Annotated in this window: 20 protein-coding genes and 1 tRNA gene; 15 read left to right on the top strand and 6 right to left on the bottom strand. The window is 64.4% G+C overall.

All coding sequences use genetic code 11. From position 1 onward, the window contains the following. The first annotated feature begins 132 nt into the window (after window positions 1–132). Complete coding sequence (locus C0V72_RS05860) at window positions 133–507, top strand: hypothetical protein (RefSeq protein WP_101792279.1); 375 nt, start codon at window positions 133–135, stop codon at window positions 505–507. A 172-nt stretch (window positions 508–679) separates the two neighbouring features. Here the strand turns inward: C0V72_RS05860 and C0V72_RS05855 are convergent, their stop codons facing one another. Further along, on the bottom strand, window positions 680–3388 hold the full coding sequence (locus C0V72_RS05855) for a TonB-dependent receptor domain-containing protein (RefSeq protein WP_101792278.1): 2709 nt from the start codon (window positions 3386–3388) through the stop codon (window positions 680–682). Window positions 3389–3488: 100 nt separating this feature from the next. Beyond that, complete coding sequence (locus tag C0V72_RS05850; protein ID WP_101792277.1) at window positions 3489–5060, bottom strand: hypothetical protein; 1572 nt, start codon at window positions 5058–5060, stop codon at window positions 3489–3491. A gap of 322 nt (window positions 5061–5382) precedes the next feature. Between C0V72_RS05850 and C0V72_RS05845 the strand changes: the two genes are divergently transcribed. From C0V72_RS05845 to C0V72_RS05795, 11 genes are all read left to right on the top strand, one after another. Beyond that, window positions 5383–5796, top strand: coding sequence for a tetratricopeptide repeat protein (locus tag C0V72_RS05845; protein WP_172438926.1), 414 nt, complete (start codon window positions 5383–5385; stop codon window positions 5794–5796). A 180-nt stretch (window positions 5797–5976) separates the two neighbouring features. Then, the gene (locus tag C0V72_RS05840; RefSeq protein ID WP_101792275.1) at window positions 5977–6624 is read left to right on the top strand and encodes a lytic transglycosylase domain-containing protein; all 648 of its coding nucleotides are present in this window, start codon (window positions 5977–5979) and stop codon (window positions 6622–6624) included. 38 nt (window positions 6625–6662) lie between these two features. Further along, window positions 6663–6974, top strand: a complete 312-nt coding sequence (locus C0V72_RS05835) for a TrbC/VirB2 family protein (protein WP_101792274.1) — start codon at window positions 6663–6665, stop codon at window positions 6972–6974. Between the two features lie 8 nt (window positions 6975–6982). Then, window positions 6983–7267 (top strand): type IV secretion system protein VirB3, encoded by a 285-nt coding sequence (locus C0V72_RS05830; protein WP_101792273.1) that lies wholly within the window; start codon window positions 6983–6985, stop codon window positions 7265–7267. Next, window positions 7257–9683 carry a VirB4 family type IV secretion/conjugal transfer ATPase gene (locus tag C0V72_RS05825; RefSeq protein WP_101792272.1) on the top strand — a complete coding sequence of 809 codons (2427 nt, stop codon included), beginning with the start codon at window positions 7257–7259 and terminating at the stop codon, window positions 9681–9683. Before C0V72_RS05830 ends, C0V72_RS05825 begins: the two co-directional genes overlap by 11 nt. After that, window positions 9680–10882, top strand: coding sequence for a type IV secretion system protein (locus C0V72_RS05820; RefSeq protein WP_101792271.1), 1203 nt, complete (start codon window positions 9680–9682; stop codon window positions 10880–10882). The genes C0V72_RS05825 and C0V72_RS05820 overlap by 4 nt, the downstream gene beginning before the upstream one ends. Beyond that, complete coding sequence (locus tag C0V72_RS05815) at window positions 10879–11691, top strand: TrbG/VirB9 family P-type conjugative transfer protein (protein WP_101792270.1); 813 nt, start codon at window positions 10879–10881, stop codon at window positions 11689–11691. The genes C0V72_RS05820 and C0V72_RS05815 overlap by 4 nt, the downstream gene beginning before the upstream one ends. Further along, window positions 11691–12830: a TrbI/VirB10 family protein gene (locus C0V72_RS05810; RefSeq protein ID WP_233999800.1), complete on the top strand. Its 1140-nt coding sequence runs from the start codon at window positions 11691–11693 to the stop codon at window positions 12828–12830. The genes C0V72_RS05815 and C0V72_RS05810 overlap by 1 nt, the downstream gene beginning before the upstream one ends. A 4-nt stretch (window positions 12831–12834) precedes the next feature. Then, window positions 12835–13848 carry a P-type DNA transfer ATPase VirB11 gene (virB11, locus tag C0V72_RS05805; RefSeq protein ID WP_101792269.1) on the top strand — a complete coding sequence of 338 codons (1014 nt, stop codon included), beginning with the start codon at window positions 12835–12837 and terminating at the stop codon, window positions 13846–13848. Between the two features lie 121 nt (window positions 13849–13969). Continuing rightward, entirely contained in the window at window positions 13970–16168 is a 2199-nt protein-coding gene (locus tag C0V72_RS05800; RefSeq protein ID WP_101792268.1) for an RNA degradosome polyphosphate kinase, read from the top strand. Continuing rightward, complete coding sequence (locus C0V72_RS05795; protein WP_101792267.1) at window positions 16165–17694, top strand: Ppx/GppA family phosphatase; 1530 nt, start codon at window positions 16165–16167, stop codon at window positions 17692–17694. The genes C0V72_RS05800 and C0V72_RS05795 overlap by 4 nt, the downstream gene beginning before the upstream one ends. On the opposite strand, the gene C0V72_RS05790 is transcribed toward C0V72_RS05795, so the two are convergent. Then, window positions 17691–18575 carry a queuosine precursor transporter gene (locus C0V72_RS05790; protein WP_101792266.1) on the bottom strand — a complete coding sequence of 295 codons (885 nt, stop codon included), beginning with the start codon at window positions 18573–18575 and terminating at the stop codon, window positions 17691–17693. The two genes, C0V72_RS05795 and C0V72_RS05790, sit on opposite strands and share 4 nt — an antisense overlap. A 61-nt stretch (window positions 18576–18636) precedes the next feature. Between C0V72_RS05790 and C0V72_RS05785 the strand changes: the two genes are divergently transcribed. Together C0V72_RS05785 and C0V72_RS05780 are read left to right on the top strand one after the other, a co-directional pair. Further along, a tRNA-Arg gene (locus C0V72_RS05785) sits at window positions 18637–18713 on the top strand. Window positions 18714–18924: 211 nt separating this feature from the next. Further along, a complete protein-coding gene (locus tag C0V72_RS05780) occupies window positions 18925–19146 on the top strand; it encodes a hypothetical protein (protein ID WP_233999799.1) in 222 nt (73 codons plus the stop codon). Here C0V72_RS05780 and C0V72_RS05775 read toward each other — a convergent pair. Both C0V72_RS05775 and C0V72_RS05770 read right to left on the bottom strand, forming a co-directional pair. Beyond that, complete coding sequence (locus tag C0V72_RS05775; RefSeq protein WP_101792265.1) at window positions 19125–19619, bottom strand: isoprenylcysteine carboxyl methyltransferase family protein; 495 nt, start codon at window positions 19617–19619, stop codon at window positions 19125–19127. The genes C0V72_RS05780 and C0V72_RS05775 overlap by 22 nt on opposite strands. Further along, window positions 19616–20665: a type III polyketide synthase gene (locus C0V72_RS05770; protein WP_101792264.1), complete on the bottom strand. Its 1050-nt coding sequence runs from the start codon at window positions 20663–20665 to the stop codon at window positions 19616–19618. Before C0V72_RS05770 ends, C0V72_RS05775 begins: the two co-directional genes overlap by 4 nt. Window positions 20666–20824: 159 nt before the next feature. Between C0V72_RS05770 and C0V72_RS05765 the strand changes: the two genes are divergently transcribed. Further along, window positions 20825–22384: a DHA2 family efflux MFS transporter permease subunit gene (locus C0V72_RS05765; RefSeq protein ID WP_101792263.1), complete on the top strand. Its 1560-nt coding sequence runs from the start codon at window positions 20825–20827 to the stop codon at window positions 22382–22384. A gap of 82 nt (window positions 22385–22466) precedes the next feature. Here the strand turns inward: C0V72_RS05765 and C0V72_RS05760 are convergent, their stop codons facing one another. Next, on the bottom strand, window positions 22467–23546 hold the full coding sequence (locus C0V72_RS05760; RefSeq protein ID WP_233999798.1) for a pyridoxal phosphate-dependent aminotransferase: 1080 nt from the start codon (window positions 23544–23546) through the stop codon (window positions 22467–22469). Window positions 23547–23612 lie beyond the last annotated feature (66 nt).

The following is a 23612-nucleotide window of genomic DNA, read 5'->3' as shown; positions in this document are numbered from 1 at the left end:
ATCCAGTCCAACAACTGATACTTGCTCCATCGTCACTCTCCTCTCCGACTGATCCGCAGAAATTATCCTGCGGGGTGGAGAGCCGTCCACGACATCAGTTGCAGACAGAATGCCGCCAATTTAGACAGACACATGCATTGGGCTAATCCACCAAAAATCGCATGGCTTTACGCCATCGTGGTCGTCACTGACCGGATAATCTCAATACTCTTTGGCTTTAATCCGGACGCTCGTTATGTCGGCATGGACATCGGCATAATCGGGCTAACAGTCGCGCTGCTCATTTCGGGCTCGCGGTTGGTCTGGTGCCTGTTGGCCGGCATGGCAATAATCGCCATGGGGTGGACAACCTTCCTTTTTGTTTTGGGCCGACTACCGCTGGATGAACTCAGCTTCGTTTCGATGGTTCAGATCACTTTAGGATACGGCGCTATAGGCCTGATCTTTCATTCTGGGATGCGGAAGTGGATTTGGCACGAAAGTCGCGAACCAATCGAGCAGGTGTGACGGCAGCTCTCCACCCACTTCCGGTCATCCCCGCGGCCCCACACTTATCCTGCAAGCGGACATCATAAGTCGGGCGCAGCCTAACCGTCCAATCGTCACCGCGGCGCTGGCCCCGCCAAACAAAAAGGCCGCCCCGTGAGGAGCAGCCTTTTCTCATCGCACTGCGCTGCCCCTAGAATTCAGCCTTCAGCCCGATCGCAAAGCTGGTGCCCACATCGAAGGTGTTGAGCTCGGCGCGGTTGCCGTTCACTTCCTGGAATTCGAAATTGTCGCGCCCGAAGATGTTGCGGGCCTCCAGCGACAATTCGAGCGGCAGACCGCCCAGCTTCACTTCCGAGCGCGCTACCAGATCGACCGTCAGGCCGGGGTTTTCGACCACATCGGGCAGGGCCCCGCCGCGCAGGGTCACCCGCTCGCTCGCGTAGTTGAACAGCACGGTGAACTGCTGCACCTTGTCGAGATCCTCGATCCCCAGCGACAGGTTGGCAACGTGATCCGACTGGCCCACCAGCGGCGCGCCATCGTCGAACAGCTGGCTCGCCAGCTGGCCGGTCGCCCCGGGGATCGGGGCCAGATCAGCTGCACCCACGCTGATTTCCGACTGGGTGTAGGTGTAGTTGGCGATGACGAGGAACTGCTTGGTTTCAAACAATCCGCCCCAATCAGCCAGATCGATGCCGTAAGACAGATCCAGCTCCGCGCCATACAACTGGGCCGAAGGCGCATTGGCATAGCTGGTTTCGATGATGCCCGGCGCGGTAATCAGGAAGTTTTCGATCGGGTTGTCGATTTCCTTGTAGAAACCCGCGAGGCTGACCTTTCTGGGGCCGCCCATATAATACTCTGCGCGCGCTTCGAGGTTGATGAGCTCGCTGTCCTGCAGGAACGGGTTGCCGCGGAAACGGCGGTTGCTTTCGGGATCGAAATAGGTCTGCTCCACCAGCTCGCGGAACTGCGGGCGGGCGATGGTCTGCGAGGCTGACAGGCGCAGCTGCAAATCATCGATCACCTCCCAGGTGACCGTGGCCGATGGCAGGAAATAGTCGTTGGCGATCCGTGTCGGGGTGGCAAGGTTGCCGCCGCCAAAGGTGAGGTCAGGGGCAGCGACCTGCAACCCGTCTTCATAGCGCAGGCCTGCTTCGATACTGATGCGGTCGGTCGGGCGGAAGCGGGCAAGGCCGTAGCCTGCATGCACCGTCAACGCGGCATCGAACACCGGGAAGGGCGTGGGATCGGAGACTGTGACGTTGAAGAACGGCACGCCGTCCGCATCGGTCGCCAGAACCGCACCGTTGATGATATTGCCCGGCCGGCGCAGGCCCAGCGCACGCACCAGCGTGGTAAACTCGGCCGACGAGCCGATCAGCGGGCGGATGATGAAGCTGAGCGACCGGCGGGTGGTGTCCGAATAGGCATAGCCTGCCGTCAGCGACAGCGTATCGGTGACATCGAAGGTGACGTCCGCGCCGCCGAACCACAATTCTTCGGTCAGGTCTTCAAAGCCGACCTGAATCCGCTCGGTCCCGCCAACCAGCGCGCCGACATCCACCACGAACTTGTCACCAAACGGGTCGCCCGGAATGTTGGTGCGGATATAGGGCACAATCGCGTTGTAGGGCGCTTCGCGGTCGGTGCGGGCATAGCCGCCGCGCAGATCGAGCTTGAAGGCATCGAACTTGAATTCGGCAACCAACTGCGAATCCATCAACTGGCGTTCGAACCAGCCGGTCTGCTGGGTCTGGAAGTCGAACGGGCGGGCCACATCGGTAAAGCTGTCGGTGCCGGTGGCGAGCCGCGCGGTCTTCAGGGTGTCGCGGATATACAGGTTGGTCCAGCGGATGGTGTGTTCACCAATGTCGAGGCCCAGGCCGATCAATCCGTTCACCAGCACCTTGTTGTCGGTGATGAAGTTTTGCGAATCGAACAGGATCTGGCCCGCCTGCGCATCGCCGAACTGCTGGCTGGTGACATTGCGGTTGCGCCAGGTGTTGGTGATCCCGGCGGTGGCGATCAGGCCGAGGTAGTTGCCATCGCCCACTTCGAACGAGGCGCCGCCGGTGATGTTGGCGGCAAAGTTCATCGGCAGCTCGTCATTCTTCTGCAAGGTGACGAGGTTCAGCGGCAGGATTTGCCCGGCCAGCTGGCGTTGCACATCGATAGGCGCATCGTTGACGCGCGTACCGCTGTCGATGATCCCTTGCAGCGCGGTGGGGAAATCGCGGTTGCCATTGTCGAAGCCGAAGGTGTCCCAGCGGCTGCCGAAATAGGTCAGGCCGTTCTGGAAGGTGGTCTCGGTGTCGCCGCTGCCGGTAAAGCCGATGGTGAGGAAATCCTCGGTCGGGATCGCCTTGGTGGTAAGGTTGATGACCCCGCCGCCGAACTCGCCGGGGAAGTTGGCCGAATAGGTCTTCTGCACCAGGGACGAGGCAATCACGCTGGTCGGGAAGATGTCGAGCGGGACGACGCGGCTCAAAGGCTCGGGGCTGGGGAGCGGCAGGCCGTTCAGCAGCGCGAGCGAGTAGCGATCACCCAGCCCGCGCACAAACACGCGGCCGCTGCCGACCAGCGACAGGCCGCTGACCCGCGCCAACGCGCCGGCGATATCGCCTTCGCCGGTGCGGGCGATGTCGGCTTCGGACAAGACGGTCAGCACCTGCCCGGAATTGCGCGCCGGATCGCGGTTGCGCCGTCCGGTCACGATAATCCCGCCGCCGGGGACCGAGACATCGGTCTCCTGCAAATCCTCGCCTTCGGCTTCTTCGGGAAGCGGATCGCCAGAGATGGCTTCGTCCTGCGGCGCATCCTGTGCGTGCAGCACTGAAGGCAGCGTCAGCGACGTGGTGAGAAGCAGCAGCCCTGCCAGGCGCGCGCTGTTGGGCATAGGTGAGGACCCCCTCATGAATTGTCCTGTCTGGATTCGAAAATGGGGGAGGCGCGGCGAAATTGCGGCGCCTCCCCCCGGTATCGGTGTCGGCGCGGACTTAGGCCGGGTAGACCGGCAGCGAGGTGCAGGCACCCGTCGCGCTGCCGAAGTTCTGGGTGGCCGAATTGCAGGTCCAGTTGCCGAAGATGGTGGTCAGCGCTGCGGCATTCTCGATCGCGCCGATGAAGGTGCGGGTCGGGAAGAAAGTTGAGCGCGGATTGGCGTTGAAGGCGGTCCGGGCGGTTTCGCCGGCGCCATTGACCACACCATTGGTCAGCGTGATGGCGAAAGCGAAGTTATTGTTGGTGCCGCCATTGATGCGGGCTGCTGCGTCAGCATTGGTCACGCCGCCGCCGCCGCCGCGGATCGGATCGGTCGCCGGGCAATCACCCACCACCGAATCCACGCCGATGATGGCGGCCAGGGTGGCAGGCTCATCGATCTGGAAGCAGTGGTTGGTGCCGGCATTGATGACGCCGTTGGTCAGGCCAAGCGCCGCGCCGCCGCGGGCCTGGATCACCTGCGGCGCGCCGTCGCGGGCCACGAAGGTGAAGTTGTTCACCTGGAAGCGGGTCTGCGGGATCGCATCCGACGGCGTCCGGTCGGCCACGTTGGGCGAATCGAGTTCGATCAGACGGTCGCCCGTGGTCGAACGCTGCACCGCGATCACAGTGTCGAGGTTGACGATCGCGCCGGTATCGACGTCGAGCGAATCGTCCGACGCGCCGATAATGGCCAGATTGCGGGCGTTGAACCCGCCGCCGAAGAATTCCACGCCGTCATCCGAGCTGTTGAACGAGACGAGGTTTTCAATCACCGTACCCGAACCCGCGCCGCCGGTGGTCAGCGACTGGAGTTCGTTGTTGGGCGCCAGTTCGAAGCCCGAAAAGCGGATCTGGTTGAAGCGGAACGAGCCGGAATTGTCGGTCGGGGCATTGCCGCCGAACGGAGTGGCAACCGCAGCGCCTTCAAGGCGGCCTTCGCAGGTCGGGTTGGCATTGGGCGCAGCGGCGGTGTTGAACACGCCGGTCGAACAATCGGACACCGGCGCACGGCCAAGCAGCACGACGCCGCCCCACTGCTGCTGGCTGTTGTCATTGGCCAGCCCGATGACATTGTCACGGCTGGTCCAGATGATCGGGCGATCGGCCGTGCCGTTCGACTGGATCGTGTTGCCGCGGTTCACGACAAGGTAGGAATCCTGCTGCGCGAACAGGATGACGCCCGGCTCGATCGTCAGGCTCACAGCCGATCCGGTGGTGCCGGCAAAGCCCCGGTCACTGCCCACTTCGACGCGGCCCGGAATTTCGTACACCAGACCGCGGATGTAGGGCAGGGTGTCCGTGCTGGTGAAGCGCGCGGGCAGGCGGCACACGCGATACGAGCCGGTCGGGCCGGTCAGCGTGCCGCCATCGGTCAGACCGCCGCTGGTGGCGATCGTGGGGCAGCCAGCCGCTGCGGTGACCTGCGCTTGGGTCGCGGTCGGCGAGGGCGAGGGGGCGGGCGTCGCAGGGGGATTGTTGATGATGATGTCGCCGCCAGTGCCCGGCGAGACGATTTCATCAGCGCCGCAGCCCGCAAGCGCGATCAGGCTGCTACCCAGAATCAGAGTGCGTTGAATGTTTTTCACGGGCGATGGTCCCCTCTTGAGCCGAGAATCGAGTTAGGCGCGTGGTTGATCGCGCTGAGGGGGCGCTAGGAGCCGGGCGTGACAGAATTCTTGCACCATTACAGCAATGTGTCAGTCGGATGATTATGACCGAAGAAAGACAAATATGACCATGTCGCTAGCGGCGGATTGTGGTGTCGCCCTGGTGAATGTGTCATACAAAAAACGATAAGAAACAGTGGTCTAGCCACTTAAATTACAAATAAATTACAATGTTTCAGTTTTGTTGCATTGACTACGGCTTCGGGTCATTATGCTTCCATCAAAACTGGGAGCCATGCCGATGTCCGTTACCGCTTTCGCCCTCGCGCTGATCGCCGCGACCCCGCTGGCAGGCATTCCTGCCCACGATACCGCCGCCGCTCAGCTTAACGCGCCTGACCTCGCCGTTCGGCCGCTGGCTGCGGGCCGTTCGGAGCAGGCACTGGCCGTGTTGCAGCAGGCCAGCGCGGCTGATCCGCAAGATCCGGCGGTACTTATCAACCTCGGCATTGCCTATGCGCAGGCCGGCGATGATGCCAAGGCGCGCGGCGCGTTCGAGGCGGCGTTGGCGTGCGACGAGGTGGTCGAGCTGGATACTGCCGATGGCACGGCCACCGATTCGCGCCGTCTTGCCCGCAAGGCGATCAAGATGCTGGAACGCGGCGAATTTCGCCCCTCGGTGCCGCGCGGCGAGCAGCTGACCCTGCGCGACTAACAGCCGCCAATCATACCGCCGCGGCCCAATCATCCGGCACACCTTCACACACGGGCGGATTGCACAGCGCAGTCCGCCCGTTGTCGTGCCGGCTGCACGCCTATCGCGCGGCGCGTTGTCGAAGCTGTAACAAGCCTGTCATTTAGGATAGACAAGGGGAAGCATCTGGAGGGCTGAGAGATGATTCTCGCCGCGGCTTGCCGCGTCATTATTGCTGTTGCTGCGGCCGCACTGACAACGCAGGCGAAGGCCGACGTGCTGGAATTGGGGGCTGACGGCGCGCGCTGGGTCACAGGCCCGTTGGCCGGTCAAAGCGCAGTGGCTGATCCAGCATCTGCAACCGAGGATGCTGCCTTCGATCTGGCCGGTTCCGGCGTGCCGGCGATGCCTGACCATATCATCGCCGATCCCGCCCGCCACGCCGCCGGGATCCCGCCGCGCTACGCCGCCAAGATCCACGAGCTGGCCGCGCGCTTCGACCTGTCGCCCAGCCTGCTGGAAGCGCTGGTGTGGCAGGAAAGCCGCTGGAACGAAAACGCCGTCTCGCCCGTCGGCGCGCAGGGGCTGGCGCAGTTGATGCCGGGCACCGCCCGCTATCTGGGCGTGAACCCCAAAGACCCCTTTGCCAATCTCGAAGGCGGGGCGCGCTATCTGCGCGAACAGCTCGACCGGTTCGGCGGCGATCTGGAAAAAGCGCTGGCGGCCTACAATGCCGGGCCGGGCCGGGTCGAACGGTCCGGCGGCATCCCCAATATCCGCGAGACAAGGCACTATGTTGCCGCCATCATGGGGCGGCTCGCCAACCATGCCCGCCCGCCCCTGCCATAGGTGCGCGGCGGCCACACATATGAAAGTCTGACACACACATGACGTCGCTGTTTCGCCTTCCCGCTCGTATCGTTGCTGCGCTGTCACTGGCGCTGACGCCTGCGGGCGCCTTCGCCCAAAGCGCTGATCCCGCCGGTTCGGGCCCCATCAACAACGCGCTGCTGTGGCTCCAGGGCACGCTGCTCGGGACCGTGGCGACCACGGTTGCGGTGATGGCGGTGGCCGCCATCGGCTTCATGATGCTGACGGGCCGGATGAACTGGCGCTTTGGCGCGACGGTCATCATCGGCGTGTTCATCCTGTTCGGCGCGACCACGATCGTTGCCGGCATCCAGTCTGCGGCAGGCTGAGCCGGGCGATGAGCGCGCTGATCCGCAATCCCGTGCACCGCGCGCTCACCCGCCCGCAGATGTTTGCGGGGGTGACGATGAACTTTTTCATCATCAACCTGATGGTGACGACGATCGCCTTTCTGATCCTGAAAAGCTGGTGGATCCTGCCGGTGCCAGTGGTGATGCACGCAGTCGGCTACTTCGCGTCGCTGCGCGAACCGCGCGTGTTCGACCTGTGGATCACCAAAGTCAGCAAGTGCCCGCGGGTGCCCAATTTCAAGCGCTGGGGGTGCAATTCCTATGCCCCGTAAATGGATCGGCGCCGCTGCGTGGAGCGCGAAGGAAGCCCGCGTCGGCGACCGTTTGCCCTATGCACGGCTGGTGGACGAAAACACCGTGCTGCTGCGCGATGGCAGCGTGATGAGCGCCATTCAGGTGCCGGGCCTATTGTTCGAGACCGAAGATAGCGACGCGCTCAACGCCCATGCCGCCACGCGTGAGGTGATGCTGCGCAGCACGCTCGATGCGCGCTTCGTGATGTATCACCACGTCATCCGCCGCCGGGTGGAAGTGGAGCTGGACGCTGAATTCCCCGATGCCTTGTCGCGGCATATCGATGCGCGCTGGAAGCAGCGGCTCGCGGGCGGATCGCTGTTCATCAACGACCAGTTCGTCACCCTGATCCGCCGCCCCGCGCGCGGCAAGACGGGCCTGCCGGAGCGGTTTTCCAAGTTCTTCTCACGGGCAGGCGCGGACGAGCTGGAAGCCGACCCCAAGGATATCCGCAGTCTGCGCGCCGCGATCACCGGCCTTGTCGCCAGCTTGCAGAATTACGGCGCGGCGGTGCTGGGGGACTATCAGGCGCCCGGCGCCAGCGGCACCAATTCGGAAATGCTCGAGCTGCTCTCGGCGCTCTACAATGGCGAAATGCGGCCCGTCCGCCGGCCTTCGGACGACACCGACATCGGCCACATGCTTCCCTATCGCCGCGCCTCTTTCGGCCTCGACGCGATGGAACTGCGCGGGTCAGCCGCGCCGGATTTTGCCGCGATCCTTGGCCTTAAGGATTACCCCGAGGCGACCTCGCCCGGCCTGCTCGACAACCTTTTGCGCTTGCCGTTCGAAATGGTGGTGACCGAAAGCTACGCCCCGAACGAGCGCACCACGGCCAAGGAACGCATCGACCTTGCGCTGCGCCGTTCGCGCTCGGTCGATGAAGAGGCTGCGGCCGAACGCGCCGAGATGATGGCCGCCCGTGATGCGCTGGGCAACGGGGCGGTGGGCTTTGGCGATCATCACCTGACCGTGCTGGTGCGCGAAACCACGCTCCCGCGGCTTGACGACGCCATGGCGTCCTGCGCGGCGGCACTCGCTGATACCGGCGCGATTGCGGTGCGCGAGGACACCAATCTCGAACCCGCGTTCTGGGCGCAGTTCCCCGGCAACGAGGAATATATCGTCCGCCGCGCGCTGATCTCGTCCGCCAACATGGCGGGCTTCGGCAGCTTTCATGGCTTTGCGCTGGGGCAGGCGAGCGGCAATCACTGGGGCGATGCGGTGACGCTGCTGGAGACGACCAGCGCGACGCCGTTCTTCTTCAACTTCCACCACGGCGACCTCGGCAATTTCAGCGTCATCGGGCCATCGGGTTCGGGCAAGACCGTGGTGATGAACTTCCTCGCCGCGCAGGCGCAAAAGTTCAAACCGCGCACCATCCTGTTCGACAAGGATCGCGGCGCAGAGCTGTTCATTCGCGGGATCGGCGGGCGGTACAGCCGCATCGCGCCGGGCGATCCGACCGGGTTCAATCCGCTGAGCCTGCCCGATACCCCCGCCAACCGCGCCTTCCTGCGTGACTGGCTGGCTGTGCTGCTCAAGGCCGATGGGCCGGAGGAATTCTCGACCATCAGCGCGGCGGTCGACGCGACATACGCCAATGACCCGTCCTTGCGCCGGTTGCGGCATTTCAAGGAGCTGCTGGCGGGCGCGCGCCGCCCGCAGCCGGGCGACCTGGCCGACCGGCTGGCCGCATGGATCGGGGGCGGCGAGCATGCCTGGCTGTTCGACAATGAACGCGACCGGCTGGACCTTGGGACACGCGTGCTCGGTTTCGACATGACCGCGCTGCTCGAAAACCCGCGCCTGCGCACGCCGACGATGATGTACCTGTTCCACCGCATCGACGAGCGGCTGGACGGGCAGCCGACCATGATCCTGATCGATGAAGGCTGGAAGGCGCTGGATGACGAGGTCTTCGCCGCGCGTATCCGCGACTGGCTGAAAACGCTTCGCAAGCGCAACGCGCTGGTAGGCTTTGCGACACAATCGGCGCGCGATGCCTTGGACAGCAAGATTTCCACCGCGCTGGTCGAACAGACCGCCACAATGGTGTTCATGCCCAACAGCCGCGCCCGGCCCGAGGATTATTGCGACGGATTTGGCCTGACCGACCACGAATTTGCGCTGATCCGCTCGCTGCCCGCGCACAGCCGCTGCTTCCTCGTGCGGCAACCCGATGCCAGCGTCGTCGTGCGGCTCGACCTGTCGGGCGCGCCCGAGGTGCTGACCATCCTGTCGGGCCGCGAGAGTGCAGTTCGCAGGCTCGATCTGCTGCGCGAAGCGGTGGGTGATGCGCCTTCCGCATGGTTTCCGGCGCTCACCGGCAAGCCGTGGCCCGATGGCCAGGTTGATGAAGACGGCCAAGCCATCTGGCAGGCGGCCGAATGACCACCGCCTGCGACATGGCCGCCCAGTCGATGGGCACCGGAGTTTCGGCGGCGCTGAGCGCGGTCGACTGCATTGCCAGCGGCGTTAGCGAACAAGCCTTCAACCGGTTGTTCGGCACCGAAGGGCAGCTGGCTTTCGCGCTGACGGTGCTGTTGGGGCTGTATGTCGCAGGCTTCGGCATCTCGCTGATGATGGGGCGGTCCAACCTCGGCGTGCGGGCCTTGCTGCCCAAGATGATGACGCTGGGGCTGATCCTGACCTTTGCCACCAGTTTTGTCGCGTTTTCGACCATCTTCTACAATATCTTCATCGGCGGCCCCGATCAGATTGCGGGCATCCTGACCGGTGTTCGCGGCGAAAGCGCCACCGCCGTGTTTGCGCAGAAGCTCGACGTGGTGTTCCTCGCGATCCAGAAGGCGAGCGGGGATACCAAGGATATCAGTGCGTTCTCGCCGCCTGGCATGATGTGGATCGGGGCGATGCTGCTGCTGCTCGGCACGGTCGGGCTGCTGGTGACGGCGCGGATCGCGCTGGCGCTGCTGCTGGCGCTGGGGCCGATTTTTGTGGTGCTGGCCTTGTTTGAAGGCACACGCGGCCTGTTCACCGGCTGGCTCAAGGGGCTGACGATGATGGCGCTGGCCCCGCTGTTCGCCGTGCTCGGCGGGTCGATCATGCTGGAGATGGCGGTGCCGGTGCTGGCGGCCTTGGTGGCAGTGCCTGGCCAGATCGATCAGCAGGCGGCGATGGCGTTCTTCCTGATCGGGGCGGTGCACATGGCCTTGATGCTGCTGTCGCTGAAAGTGGCGAGCACGATGGTGGCGGGCTGGCAAGTGTTCGGGCTGGTCCCTTCCAAGGAGCGTGGTCGCAGCGATTCCGGCCCGCGCAGCATCGCGGCCACGCCGCCGCTCGCCGCAGCGCCGCGCAGCACCAATATTGCGCCATCAAGCCCCGGTCTTGCGGCTCGCAGAACCGAGTTGGGCCCCGTCCAGACCGCGCTTGCTGCCAATGATACCGGGCCAGCGGGCAATGTTTCACGTGAAACCCGCATTTATGCGGCCGGCAGCGCGGGCGGGCAGGGCGCGCCGCTCAACCCAGCGACATCGCGCACCCGCGGCATCGGCAACCGCTTCCGCTCGGCCGGTGCGGCCAAGCCTGCGCCTGCCGCCAAGCCGGCGCCGCCTTCGGAGACCTACCAATGACCCGCCTTGTGCTGCTTGCAGCCCTTGCCCTCAACCTCGCTGTTCCGACGATGGCACAGGATAACCGCCTGCGAACGCTGGTCTTTGATGAAAATACTGTGGTTCGCATCGATGGCATGGTGAAGGTCCAGACCACCATCAAGTTTGCTCCGGACGAAGTGATCGAGAATGTCGCGATCGGCGATTCCGCCGCCTGGCAGGTGCAGCCCAACAAGGCGCAGTCGCTGTTGTTCGTGAAACCGCTGGAACCTGCGGCCCGCACCAATATGACGGTGGTGACCGACAAGCGCACTTATCTGTTCGATTTGGTCGCAAGTCCGCGCAATTCGGCGCTTTATGTGTTGCAGTTCCGCTATCCCGAGCTGGAAAAGGCCGCCGAGGAAGCCCGCCTCGCCGCGGCTGCCGAAGCGGAAGCGCAGGCCCTGCGCGCCGCCACCGCGCCCGAACAAAGCGCGTCTGCCACCGGCGGCGATGGCGTGACTGATCCGGCGCAGCTCAACTTTGCCTGGGCCAGCGCCGGAACGCGCGAATTGCTGCCGACCCGCGCTTATGACGATGGCGAGGCGGTGTTCCTCACTTGGCCGCAAGGGGCCGCGATCCCGGCGATCCTCGTCACCAATGATGATGGCGAGGAAGGCCCTGTCAATTTTACCGTGCGCGGGGCGACCGTGGTGGTCGACGGGGTGCCTTCGCAGCTGATCCTGCGGTCGGGCCGTGATACCGCCACGCTGACCAATACGGGGCCGATGAAGCCTGCCGCCCGCAGTGCCGGGCTTGATCCGAACACCCGCCAAAGGGAGACCAACTGATGCGTCTGGCCATGCGTTTGCCGCCCAGGAAGGGCGAGGGTGGTTCTGCCGAGGGCGATCCGCGTGAGCGCGAAAGCGCCGAAATCATCGATCTGGCCAGCCGCGCTGCGTTCCCCGCTGTCACTGACCGCAAGGCCAAGGGCGATGGGATGCAACTGGCCGCGGGTGTCGCGGTCGTCGGCCTGCTGGGCGCGGTGACGTTCTGGGCGATGAACGCCGCGCGCTCGCCCGAACCGCAAGGGATTGGTAACCCGGCGGTCGCCCCGCCGCAGGCTGCCGCGGCTGCTCCCGTCCAGCCCGTCGGTGATCCGGCGCAGCAGGCCGGCGCCGTGCCAGTGGCACCGCAGGCTGACCCGGCCCCGCTGCCGGTGCTGGCGAACAATCCCGCGATGATGACCATGCCATCGGCCAACCCCTATGCCAGCCCGCAGCTGGTCTTCGATGCGACCTCTGCGCGCAGCCTGCGCGTCGCCGAAGCGCCCGTCGGCGTGGCTCCGGGCACTCCCGGCGCCGAGGTGGCAGGCACTGGCGCTGCTGCTGCCTTCGCCAGCCGGGTCGGCGGGGTGGGCGGCGCGCCCGCGCAGGCCCGCGCGATGACCAACCCCTCGACCACGGTGACCGAAGGCACGCTGATCCCCGCGATCCTCGAAACCGCAATCAACACCGATGTGCCGGGCTATGTCCGCGCGGTGGTCAGCCAGGATGTGCGCAGCTTTGATGGCAAACGCGTGCTGGTGCCGCGGTCCTCGCGCCTGATCGGGCAGTATCAGGCCGGTGTGCAGCAGGGCCAGCGCCGTGCTTATGTGATCTGGACGCGGCTGATCCGGCCTGATGGCGTGTCGGTCAATCTCGCCTCGCCCGCGGTCGGGTTTGACGGGGCGACGGGGCTGGAAGGCGACGTCAACAGCCACTTCTTCAAGCGTTTCGGTTCGGGCCTGCTCCTGTCGGTGGTGGGCGGATTGGGGGCGCTGGCGACCGGCGGCGTGGGCGGCGTGATCGTGGCGGGCGGCGCGCAGGGCGCGGCCAATTCGGCGGTGCAATCGCAAGGCCAGATCAGCCCCACCATCCGCGTGCGCATGGGCGAACCCATCCGCGTCTTCACCGCCCGCGACCTTGATTTCAGCACGGTCGGCAATTGAAGCGATGAGCGCGGACGTTCACCGGCTGGGCGCTGCTGAGACCGAAGGCAGCGCGCCGCTGTCTGCTGAGCGCAGCGTGTATCTCGACGCCTATCTCGCCCCGTTCCGCCGCTGGCTGGAGCGCGATACGGTGACCGAAATCATGGTCAACGCGCCGGGCGAGGTCTGGATTGAAGATGCCGCCCATCCGGGGATGCAGCGCATTGAAACGCCCGAGATTGACGACCGGCTGGTGCAGCGCCTGGCCGAACAGGTCGCGCGCGTCAGCCATCAGGGGATCAACCGCGAACACCCCTTGCTGGGCGCCACCCTGCCCGACGGGGCGCGCGTGCAGTTTTGCGGGCCGCCCGCCTCGCGCCGCCATTGGGTGATGGCGATCCGCCGCCACCGCCGGCTTGATCTGCCCTTGGACGCCTATGACACAGGGCCGCTTGCCGGCGAGATGCAGTTTGATCTGCCCGATCCGCAGGCGCAGCCCATCGCCTTTCTGCGCGCGGCGATCCGCGCGCGGCGCACGATCCTGATTTCGGGCGGCACCAGCACCGGCAAGACCACCTTTCTCAACGCCATGCTCGGCGAAATCCCGCCGCAAGAACGCGTGGTGCTGGTTGAGGATACGCCTGAGCTGAAATTTCCCGGCGACAACGCGGTCGGCTTGGTCGCGGTCAAGGGCGAGCTGGGCGAGGCCAAGGTCACCGCCAACGAACTGCTGCAAGCCGCCCTGCGCCTGCGGCCTGACCGGATCGTGCTGGGCGAATTGCGCGGCGCTGAAAGCGTCAGCTTCCTGCGGGCGATCAACACCGGCCATCCCGGCAGCTTTTCGACCATCCACGCCAATTCCCTGCGCGGCGCGCTCGAACAGCTATCGCTGATGGTGATGCAGACCGGCATCGGCCTCACCCGCAGTGACACGATTGCCTATGCGGCATCCGTGATCGATGTGATCGTGCAGCTGGGCCGCGATGCCAATGGCAAGCGCGGCATCACCAGCATCGCCGAAAGCCGTGATCTGGTGTGAACTGTCCAGCCTGACATTGATGTGACAAGCCCACCTTCCTGATTTACACCGCTCGCTCAACCGAACATGGCGCGCACGGGCAACGCGCCCAAGTGCAGGCGCGAAGCGGGACAGGACAGCAATGAGTACGTCACCGATTGGCAGCGAGGAGGCTCCCGCATCACCTGCGGGCGCGGTGCAAATGGCCGAGCTTGCCCACGACGAATCCCCCTATTTCAACCGCGAACTCTCGTGGCTGCAATTCAACCAGCGCGTGCTGGCCGAGGCGTGCAATTCGGCCTACCCGCTGCTGGAACGGCTGCGGTTTCTGTCGATTTCGGGCAGCAATCTTGATGAATTCATGATGATCCGTGTTGCCGGGCTGGTGGGTCAGGTGCAGCGCGGGCTGGAAACCCCGTCGATCGACGGGCGCAGCCCCACCCAGCAATTGGCCGCGATCCGCGCCAAGCTGGTAGAACTCAGCGCGATCCAGCAGACCATCTGGCGTTCGGTGCAGGAAGGCCTGGCGGGCGCCGATATTCACATCGCTGACGAACAGCGGGTCAGCCCGGCCGCGCACAAGTGGCTGAAGGCCTATTTCCTCAACGAAATCCTGCCGATCATCACGCCGCAGGCGCTTGATCCGGCGCACCCGTTCCCCTTCGTGCAGAACGAAGGCATGGGCCTGTTGTTCACGCTGACCCGCAATGCCACGCGCGAACAGCTGATCGAAATGGTGCTGATCCCCAGCGCGCTCCCCCGGTTTGTGCGGGTGCCAGACGCCGTGACGCTGGATAGCGGGGCGCTGTATATTTCGATCGCGCGGCTGATCCAGCGCTATGCGGGTGAGCTGTTTCCCGGTTTTACCATTCAGGGCGACGGCCTGTTCCGGGTGCTGCGCGACAGCGACATCGAAATCGAGGAAGAGGCCGAAGATCTGGTGCGCACCTTCCGCAGCGCGATCCAGCGCCGCCGCCGGGGGCAGGTGATCCAGCTGGAAATCGAGGAGGATTTCGATCCCGCTGCCGAAGCCCTGCTGCTCGAACAGCTTGGCATCAACGAGGCGGCTGTTATCAAGACCGACGGCATGATCGGGATCGACGGTCTTGCCGAAATCGTGCGCGAGGACCGTCCCGATCTGAAGTTCGATGCCTATTCGCCGCGCTTTCCCGAACGCGTGCGCGAGCATGATGGCGATGCTTTCTCCGCGATCCGCGAGAAGGACATCATCATCCACCACCCTTACGAAAGCTTCGAGGTCGTCGTCGATTTCGTGCGGCAGGCTGCGGCGGACCCGGACGTGGTGGCGATCAAGCAGATGCTCTACCGGGCCGGGTCACAAAGCGCGGTCATCAATGCCCTGATCGAAGCGGCCGAGGCGGGCAAATCGGTGACCGCGGTGGTCGAGCTGAAAGCCCGGTTCGATGAGGAGCAAAACCTCAAATGGGCGAGCAAGCTCGAACGCGCGGGCGTGCAGGTGATCTACGGCTTCACCGACTGGAAGACCCATGCGAAGGTTGCCATGGTGGTGCGGCGCGAAGGTGATGGCTTTCGCACCTATTGCCACTTTGGCACCGGCAATTATCACCCGGTCACGGCCAAGGTTTACACTGATCTCAGCTTCTTTACCGCCGATCCCAAGCTGGGGCGCGATGTCGCCAAGATGTTCAACTTTGTCACCGGCTATGTCGAACCCCACGCCTTGGAACGGATCCACATCGCCCCGTTCGACCTGCGCGAGGAAATCTACACCCGCATCGATACCGAAATCGCCCATGCACAGGCCGGAAAGCCTGCGGCGATCTGGATGAAGTGCAATCAGCTGACCGATGAAGGCGTGATCGACCGGCTATACGCTGCCAGCAATGCCGGCGTGCAGGTGGAACTGGTGGTGCGCGGCATCTGCTGCCTGCGTCCCGGGATCGAAGGCATGTCGGAGAATATCCGGGTCAAGTCTGTGATCGGCCGCTTTCTGGAACACAGCCGCATCTATGCTTTTGCCAATGGCCATAGTCTGCCCAGCGCCCATGCCGCGGTGTTTATCGCGTCGGCTGACATGATGAGCCGCAATCTTGATCGCCGGGTCGAAGCCTTGATCCCTATACTCAACCGCACGGTGCACGATCAGGTGCTTCAGCAGGTGCTGCTCGCCAATATGCTGGATACCGAACAAAGCTGGTGGCTGCATCCCGACGGCAGCTATTCGCGCGTGGTGGCGCAGGGCAAGCCGTTTAACTGCCACCGCTATTTCATGACCAACCCGTCATTGTCCGGGCGCGGCGGCGCGCTGGAGGCAGGGGCGGTGCCCAAGCTGTCGTTGCGGCGGGGGGCGGCGGCATGATCTGGCGCTGGCGGCGGGAAAACCGCGAGGCGGCACTGGGCAGCGGCGCGCCCAACCGTGCGATCATCGATATCGGTTCCAACACGGTGCGTCTGGTCGTCTACGGCGGTACGATGCGCGCGCCAACCGTGCTGCTGAACGAAAAAGTGACCGCCAAGCTCGGGCGAGAAATTGCCGCGACCGGCAGGCTGGCAGACGAAGCGGTGGCGCTGGCGCTGCGGGGCCTGAAGCGGTTTGCGCTGCTGCTGACCGATCTGGGGGTCAGGGATGTCGAAACCGTGGCGACCGCTGCGGTGCGCGACGCTGCCAACGCGCCGGAGTTTCTTGCGCAGCTGACCGAGATCGGCCTGACGCCGCGGGTGATTTCGGGCGAGGAAGAAGCGCTGCTGAGCGCCCACGGCGTGATCGGCGCCTTCCCTGATGCGCGCGGGATTGTGGCGGACCTTGGCGGCGGCAGTCTTGAATTGGTGCGGGTGGCCAATCGCACGGCGGACAGCGCCAGCTCCTTGCCACTGGGCACACTGCGCCTGCCTGACCACCGCAAGGGTGGCCGCGCGGACATGCGCAAAAGCCTCGACAAGGCGATCCGCAAGGACGGATGGGATCTGTCGGGCAATCTACCGGCGGAAAACGGCGCGCTCTATCTGGTGGGCGGCACCTGGCGGGCGATGGCGGTGTACGCGATGGCCGCGCGCGGCTGGCCGCTCAGCGATCCGCATGGCTTTGCCATTGATCTGGAAAGCGCGCAGGCCCTCACAGCCGCTCTGTCGGCGAGCGAAAGCGATACGTTGAAGGGGCGCGAGCGGATTTCGTCGATGCGCGCTGAAAAGCTGCCCGATGCCGCGGTGCTGCTTCAGGCGTTGCTGGCGCGGTTGGCGCCCGAAAAGGTGGTGTTTTCGTCATGGGGTCTGCGCGAAGGGCTGCTGTATGACCGGCTCCCCGATCACACCCGGGCGCAAGACCCGCTGCTGGCAGGGGTAGCGGTCTTCGCCAGCCAGCGCGGGGCCGAACCGACGCTGTCAACGCGGATGGCGGCCTGGACGCTCGATGCCGCGCCTGCGCGTCAGCACGGGAGCGAGCGGCTGCGGTTGGCAGCGACGATGCTGGCGCTCGCGGCAATGCAGATCGAGCCCAACATCCGCCAGCCGCAGGCGATCAACTGGGCGCTGCACAAGCGCTGGATTGGGGTCGACGGTATGGGCCGGGCGATGCTGGCGGCGGCGATTGCCGCCAATGGCAACCAGCTGAGCCTGCCTGCCGAAGTGCGCGCGCTGGCGAGCGAGGAGGCGATTGAGGAAGCGGTGCGCTGGGGCCTTGCGCTCAGGTTGGCGCGCAGGCTCGGCGCACAGTCGCGCCGGTCGCTCGAAGTCAGCCGGCTGGTGGTGGACGATGGCGCGCTGGTGCTACGCCTTGCGACAAGCCACGCCGCCCTGTTCGGCCAGCCGACCGAAAAGGACATGAAGCTGCTCGCCGGCAGGCTTGGCCTTGGTTGGCGGGTCGAAATCGTGCCCGAAAGCGAGCTTTAGCTGGCCGTCTGCCCGGTTTTGGCAAAGGGTGAGAAATTGGTGTCGATATCGAACAGATCGACCCCTTCGGCCGCCTTCAGCTTGCCCACGACCACATAGGTCACCGGGGTCAGCACCGCTTCCCATACCACTTTCAGCGCCCAGTTGGTGACCATCACGGTCAGCACCGCGTCGGTCGTCCAGATGCCGTAAAAGGCCACCGGGTAGAAGATCAGGCTGTCGACGCCTTGCCCCACAAAGGTCGAGCCGATGGTGCGGGTCCACAAGGCGCGGCCCTTGGTCCACACCTTCATCTTGGCCATGACGAAGGAATTGACGAATTCGCCCGCCCAGAAGGCGGTGATCGAGGCGACGACGATGCGCCAGGTGCTGCCGAACACGCTTTCGTAGGTGCCCTGACAGATCGCGCCGCCGGAGATTGCCGCATCGGCAGTGGCGGTAACCGGGCGCGGGCCGCCAAAGCCGCTCGCTGCGCATTCCCATCCTGCAAAGGGGGGCAGGGCGGTGACGACAAAGGACATGAAGGCCAGAAACAGCATCGCCGCCGTCCCCACCCAGATCACCCGGCGCGCCTTGGCAAAGCCGTAGATTTCGGTCAGCACGTCGCCGATCACATAGCCCAGCGGGAAGAACAGGATGCCAGCGCCGTAGATGAAGGTGCCATCAGCCGCCGGCCACCAGCCTTCGGGCCAGAACGGCACATCGACATAGGTCAGCTTGGCCGCACCGATGATGTTCGACAGCAGCAGGATCGCCACAAACGCTGCCATGACCAGATCATAATAGCGGAACGTCACCGGCGGGCGGCTGGTGGCGACGATGCCGTCGGTCGGATCGCGGTCGAAAGCGGCGGCTGGATCAGCGGGAGAGGTTTTTTCCATCGCTCGTCCGGTTAGCGCGATTTGCCTGTCCGGCAAAGCGCGCTATTGGCGAGGACGGCGCGCGCCCGTAGCTCATCTGGATAGAGCGCGAGACTTCTAATCTTGAGGCAGCAGGTTCGAGTCCTGCCGGGCGCGCCAGTTCTTGCAAGGTTCAGCTGGTGGGCGCCATGCTCTGCGCGAAGCGGTGACGGCCCCGACAAGATTGTCGGGCCCGCGCCGTCTCCACCCTGAAAGGGGCTACCGGCGCGCACGATAAAGGGAATATGCGAGCATGAAACGGCAGGGATTTGACACGATTGCGCTCGGTTTTGCAGCGTTTGTGACGGGAATTGCCCTGACCGGCCCTGCCATGGCCGCGCCCGATCCCGGCAAGAAAGCCTGCGTGCAGGAAGCGCGCAAGCTGTGTCCGGCCGAGATGAAATCGCTCAGCCGCAAGAAGGTTGAAGCCTGCATGATCAGAAATATCGACAGGACATCGCCCACCTGCAAATCGGCGATGCTCAAGATCAAGGCCGAGCGGGAAGCCGCCGCGCGGCGACAGTCGTCCGGTCAGGCCGCCGCTTCGCAATAGGCGGCGTTCTCTGCCCGGATGCGAACCCACAGCATCGCCGCATTCAGGACGGAATAGAGCGCCGCTACCCAGACCAGCCCGAAGATCAGCGGCAGCACCGCGATTTCAGCGATGACAACGAAATAGTTGGGATGCCGCATGATGCGGAACGGGCCGCCGGTAATCAGCGGTTCGCCCTTGGGAACGATAATGCGGGTCGTCCAGCGCCGCCCCAGCGTGACCAGCACCCAGACGCGCATGGCCTGCAAACCGGCAAAGACGGCCAGTAGGGGCAGATTGACCGGCGCGCCGCCGACCGTGGCCCATAAGACGGCCAGCCACGAAGCGTGCATCAGCACCATGACCGGATAATGCGACCGCCCGTATTCAATTGCGCCGCGCGCCAGCAGCGCTTTGGTGTTGCTGCGCGCGATAACCAGTTCGGACAGGCGCTGAAGCGTGACGAACAGCATGATGGCATAGGGCAGGGTCATGCCGCGCTCCGCAAGGTGAGTGTGCTGGCGGTAAAGCCCGGCCCAAGTGCGGTCATGACCGACAAGGGCGGCATCCCCTGCTTGCGCACCCGGTCGAGCACGAACAGGGCAGTGGGCGCGGACATGTTGCCGTGTTGGCGCAAAACCTCGCGCTCGTCATTGAGGCTGCCTTGCGGCAAGGCGAGCGCGGCTTCGATCGCGTCCACAACCTTGGCGCCGCCGGGGTGGCAGATGAAGCGATCCACTTCGCCGATCTGCACATCCTGCGGGGTCAGCATCGCTTCCACCGCGCCGCGAAACTCCCGCCGCGCGAAGGCGGGAATGGCGCGGTTGAGGATGACGCCCAGTCCGGCAGGCTCCATCTGCCAACCCATGATGTCGAGGGTATCGGGCCAGGTTTTCTCGGCGCTGCCGACAATCTGCGCGAACCCTTGTGCGCCCGGCCGGATCACGCAGGCTGCCGCGCCGTCACCGAACAGCGCGGTCGAGACGATATCCGCCTTGCCGACGTTTTCGGTTCGGAGCGCAAGGCTGCACAATTCGACCGTTACAAACAGCACCGTGGCGCCCTTGTCCGCCCGGGCAAGCTTCGCGGCCAGCCCCAGTCCCGATACGCCGCCCGCACAGCCCAGGCCAAACACCGGGACGCGCGAGACATCGCTACGGAATGCCATCCGGCCCATCGCGCGCGCTTCTAGGCTGGGCGTGGCAATACCGGTGGACGAAACGGTAACGATGACGTCCACGTCACTCGCAGCAATGCCGGCTTCGGCCAGTGCCGTCTGCGCCGCTTCGACAAACAGGTCGAGCGCCACTTCAAGGTAGACTTCGGTGCGTTCGGCGATGCCGCGCGGCTGCGTGTACCAGGCAACCGGGCGAGCCAGTTGGCGCATATCGATCCCGGCATTGGCGTAGATTGACCGCAGCCTGCCGAAATCATCAAAAGCGCCGCCCAGCAGCTGTTCGGCGACCTGCGCCCCGGTTGTCTGATCGAGAATATGGGGCGGTGTCGCCGTAGCGAGCGAGTGGATGCTGACCGGTATCATGAAGGGAGCCTCACATCGGCCAACCGGCCGGCAATCTGGTTTGGGTTATTCAAGCGATGGCTCCGCCAAAGGATCGTTCCGGTAAGCTACGGCACCGGTCCGCGCGCGGTTTCCAGTTTCTTTTAGTCAATGGCCCGGTCTTCGGCTACCTGCCATCGGATGAACGGCAACGAAATACCCGAAGCCAGTCTGCGAACCTGGGCCGGTTTCAGTTTCATGTGCATCGGCATGTTCATGGCGATCCTCGATATTCAGATCGTCGCGACATCCCTGCCGACAATCCAGAGCGCGCTCAATATCGGCACGGACCAGATGATCTGGATCCAGACCGCCTATCTCACAGCCGAAATTGTGGCGATCCCGCTGACCGGGTTCCTGACGGCCCGATTGGGGATGCGCTGGCTGTTCGTGTCGGCTGTCACCGTGTTCACCATTGCGTCGGTCGGCTGTTCGGAAAGCCAGACCTTTGCTGCGCTGATTGCCTGGCGGATTGTGCAGGGGTTTGCGGGGGGCACCTTGATACCGGCGGTGTTTTCGGCCGTGTTCCTGCTGTTTCCGCTGCGGTCGCAAGGCATTGCCACAACCATTGCCGGGGTCGCGGCGGTGTTCGCGCCGACTGTCGGCCCCATCGTGGGCGGCTGGATTACCGAAACCTATTCGTGGCACTGGCTGTTCCGGATCAACATCGTGCCGGGCATTCTGGCAGCGGTCGGAGCGGCAGTGACGCTGCGCACAGCGCTGAGCAACAGGCGCGTCGCCCGGTCGGTCGATGCTGCGGCGCTTGCCCTTCTGGCAGCGGGGCTGACCGCGCTCCAGATCGGGCTGAAAGATGCGCCGACCGAAGGCTGGCTCTCGCCCGGGGTGGCCGCGCTGCTGGCGGGGTTTGCGGTTTGCGCTGTGGGGTTCGTTTGGCGCACGGTCCGGTCATCGGCTCCGCTGGTGGAATTGCAGTGCTTCAAGGATCGCAACTTTGCCATCGGCTGCGCGCTGAGCTTCATCCTTGGCGTGGGGCTGTTCGGTTCGACCTATCTGATGCCGTTTTTTCTGGGCCTGGTGCGCGAACATGATGCGCTTCGGATTGGCGAGATCATGCTGGTCACCGGGATCGCCCAGCTGATTGCCGCGCCCGTCGCCGTCTATCTTGAGCAGCGCGTTGGCGCGCGCAGCCTGACCGTATTCGGCTTCGTGCTGTTTGCCGCCGGCCTGTTCATGAGCACAGAGCAGACCGCCGATACCGACTTTGCCGAGATGGTCTTGCCGCAGATCTTGCGGGGCGTTGCCACCATGTTTTGCCTGCTGCCGCCGACACGCATGGCGCTGGGCCGCCTGTCGCCTGAACTGGTGGCGGATGGCAGCGGGTTGTTCAACCTGATGCGCAACCTTGGCGGAGCCATCGGACTTGCGCTCATCGACACCACGATCTTCAGCCGCGCGGCAACCTATGGTGCCGCAATCGTTGACGAGCTTAAGGCGGGCAACATCCAGACGGCGGTCCGGATCGGCATTCCGCGCGATGCCTTTATCGAACAGCTTGGCATGCCGGTCGATGAATTCACCGAAGAGATGATACGCCCGCTGGTGGAACGGCAGGCTCTGGTCCAAGCGATCAATGATGCATGGCTGCTGATCGGGGTGCTGACGGTGATGGCTGTGCTGCTGGTCTTTTTTGTGCGCTCTGAGCAGGTCAAGGACGAGGGCGGCGATGTTTCACCGCCATAGCCCCATCAAGGGCGCGGCAGGGGTGCGGATGCGCGTCTGGCGGGCACGCAGCGGTGCTGCGTCCCGCCAGAGCAGCGCCGGCCTATCCCCACAGCTTGGCTGACAGTTCAGGCAGGGCAGCAGCGTAGCGCGCGACATCTTCCATCTTGCCGGTGCTGACCCGCGAAAACCCGTTGAGGCTGCCATAGGCCCCGCGGATCGAAATACCCGAAGCGGCCATCGCATCACGCAGGGCATTGGCATCGGGCACCTTCACGAACACGAAATTGGTCTGTGAAGGCAGCGCCGTCAGCCCCGCCTTGGCCACGGCGCCCGTAATCATCTCACGCGCTTCCAGCACTGCAGCGCGCGACTGGTCGAGAAAGGGCGTGTCGTTATAGCTGGCAATGGCTGCCGCCAGCCCGCCCAGATTGCCGCCAAAGCTCATCTGGTGCGACCGGATCTTCCCAGCATTCTCCTCGCTGGCGATGGCATAGCCGACGCGCAAGCCAGCCATGCCATAGATCTTCGAGAAGGTGCGGCACACGATCACGTCGGCGCCTGCCTTGACCAGATCGATGGTCGAGTTGTCGTCGGGCCGGTCGGTAAGTTCATTGTAAGCCTCGTCCACCAGCACCGTCGCCTTGGGCGAGACCTGAGCGATGAAGGCCTTGAGTTCGGCCGGCGGGATCAGCATGCCGGTGGGGTTGTTGGGATTGCAGATGTGGACCATCGCCACGCTGTCATCCAGCGCGGCGGCCATGCCGGGCAGGTTGACGCTCATATCATCCATCAGCGGCACCCGCACTGCCTTGATGCCCTGGCGTTCGGCGTATTGGACTGTGGTATCCCAGAACAGGGCAGGGGCAAGGATCGATCCCTTGCGTCCCCATGCCAGCGCGGCGGCGCACAGCACTTCGGTCGAACCTTCACCGATGACCACCTGCGCAGGGGTCACGCCATTGCGCTCGGCAATCATCGCCGTCAGCTTGGCATGGCCGCGATCATTGTAATAGCAGCCCATCTTGGCCGTTTCGCTGATGGCGCGCAGCGCGCTGGGAGCCGGGCCATAGGGATTTTCGTTACGGCTCAGCAGGGCCTGGCCGATCTTCGGCCCGAAATCAGGCTCAACCGCAGCCGCAGTGGTTGCAGCGCTCAGGCTGTGAAGGGGAAGGGCGCTCAATCCGGTGGCTACACCGGCTCCGGCTAGAAATGATCGGCGGTTGGTAAACATAGGGCTCGTCCTCTG

Source organism: Porphyrobacter sp. TH134 (assembly GCF_002855495.1).
Classification (GTDB): Bacteria; Pseudomonadota; Alphaproteobacteria; order Sphingomonadales; family Sphingomonadaceae; genus Erythrobacter.
Note: the sequence above shows the minus strand (reverse complement) of the source record. Positions and strands in the feature narration are given on the sequence as shown.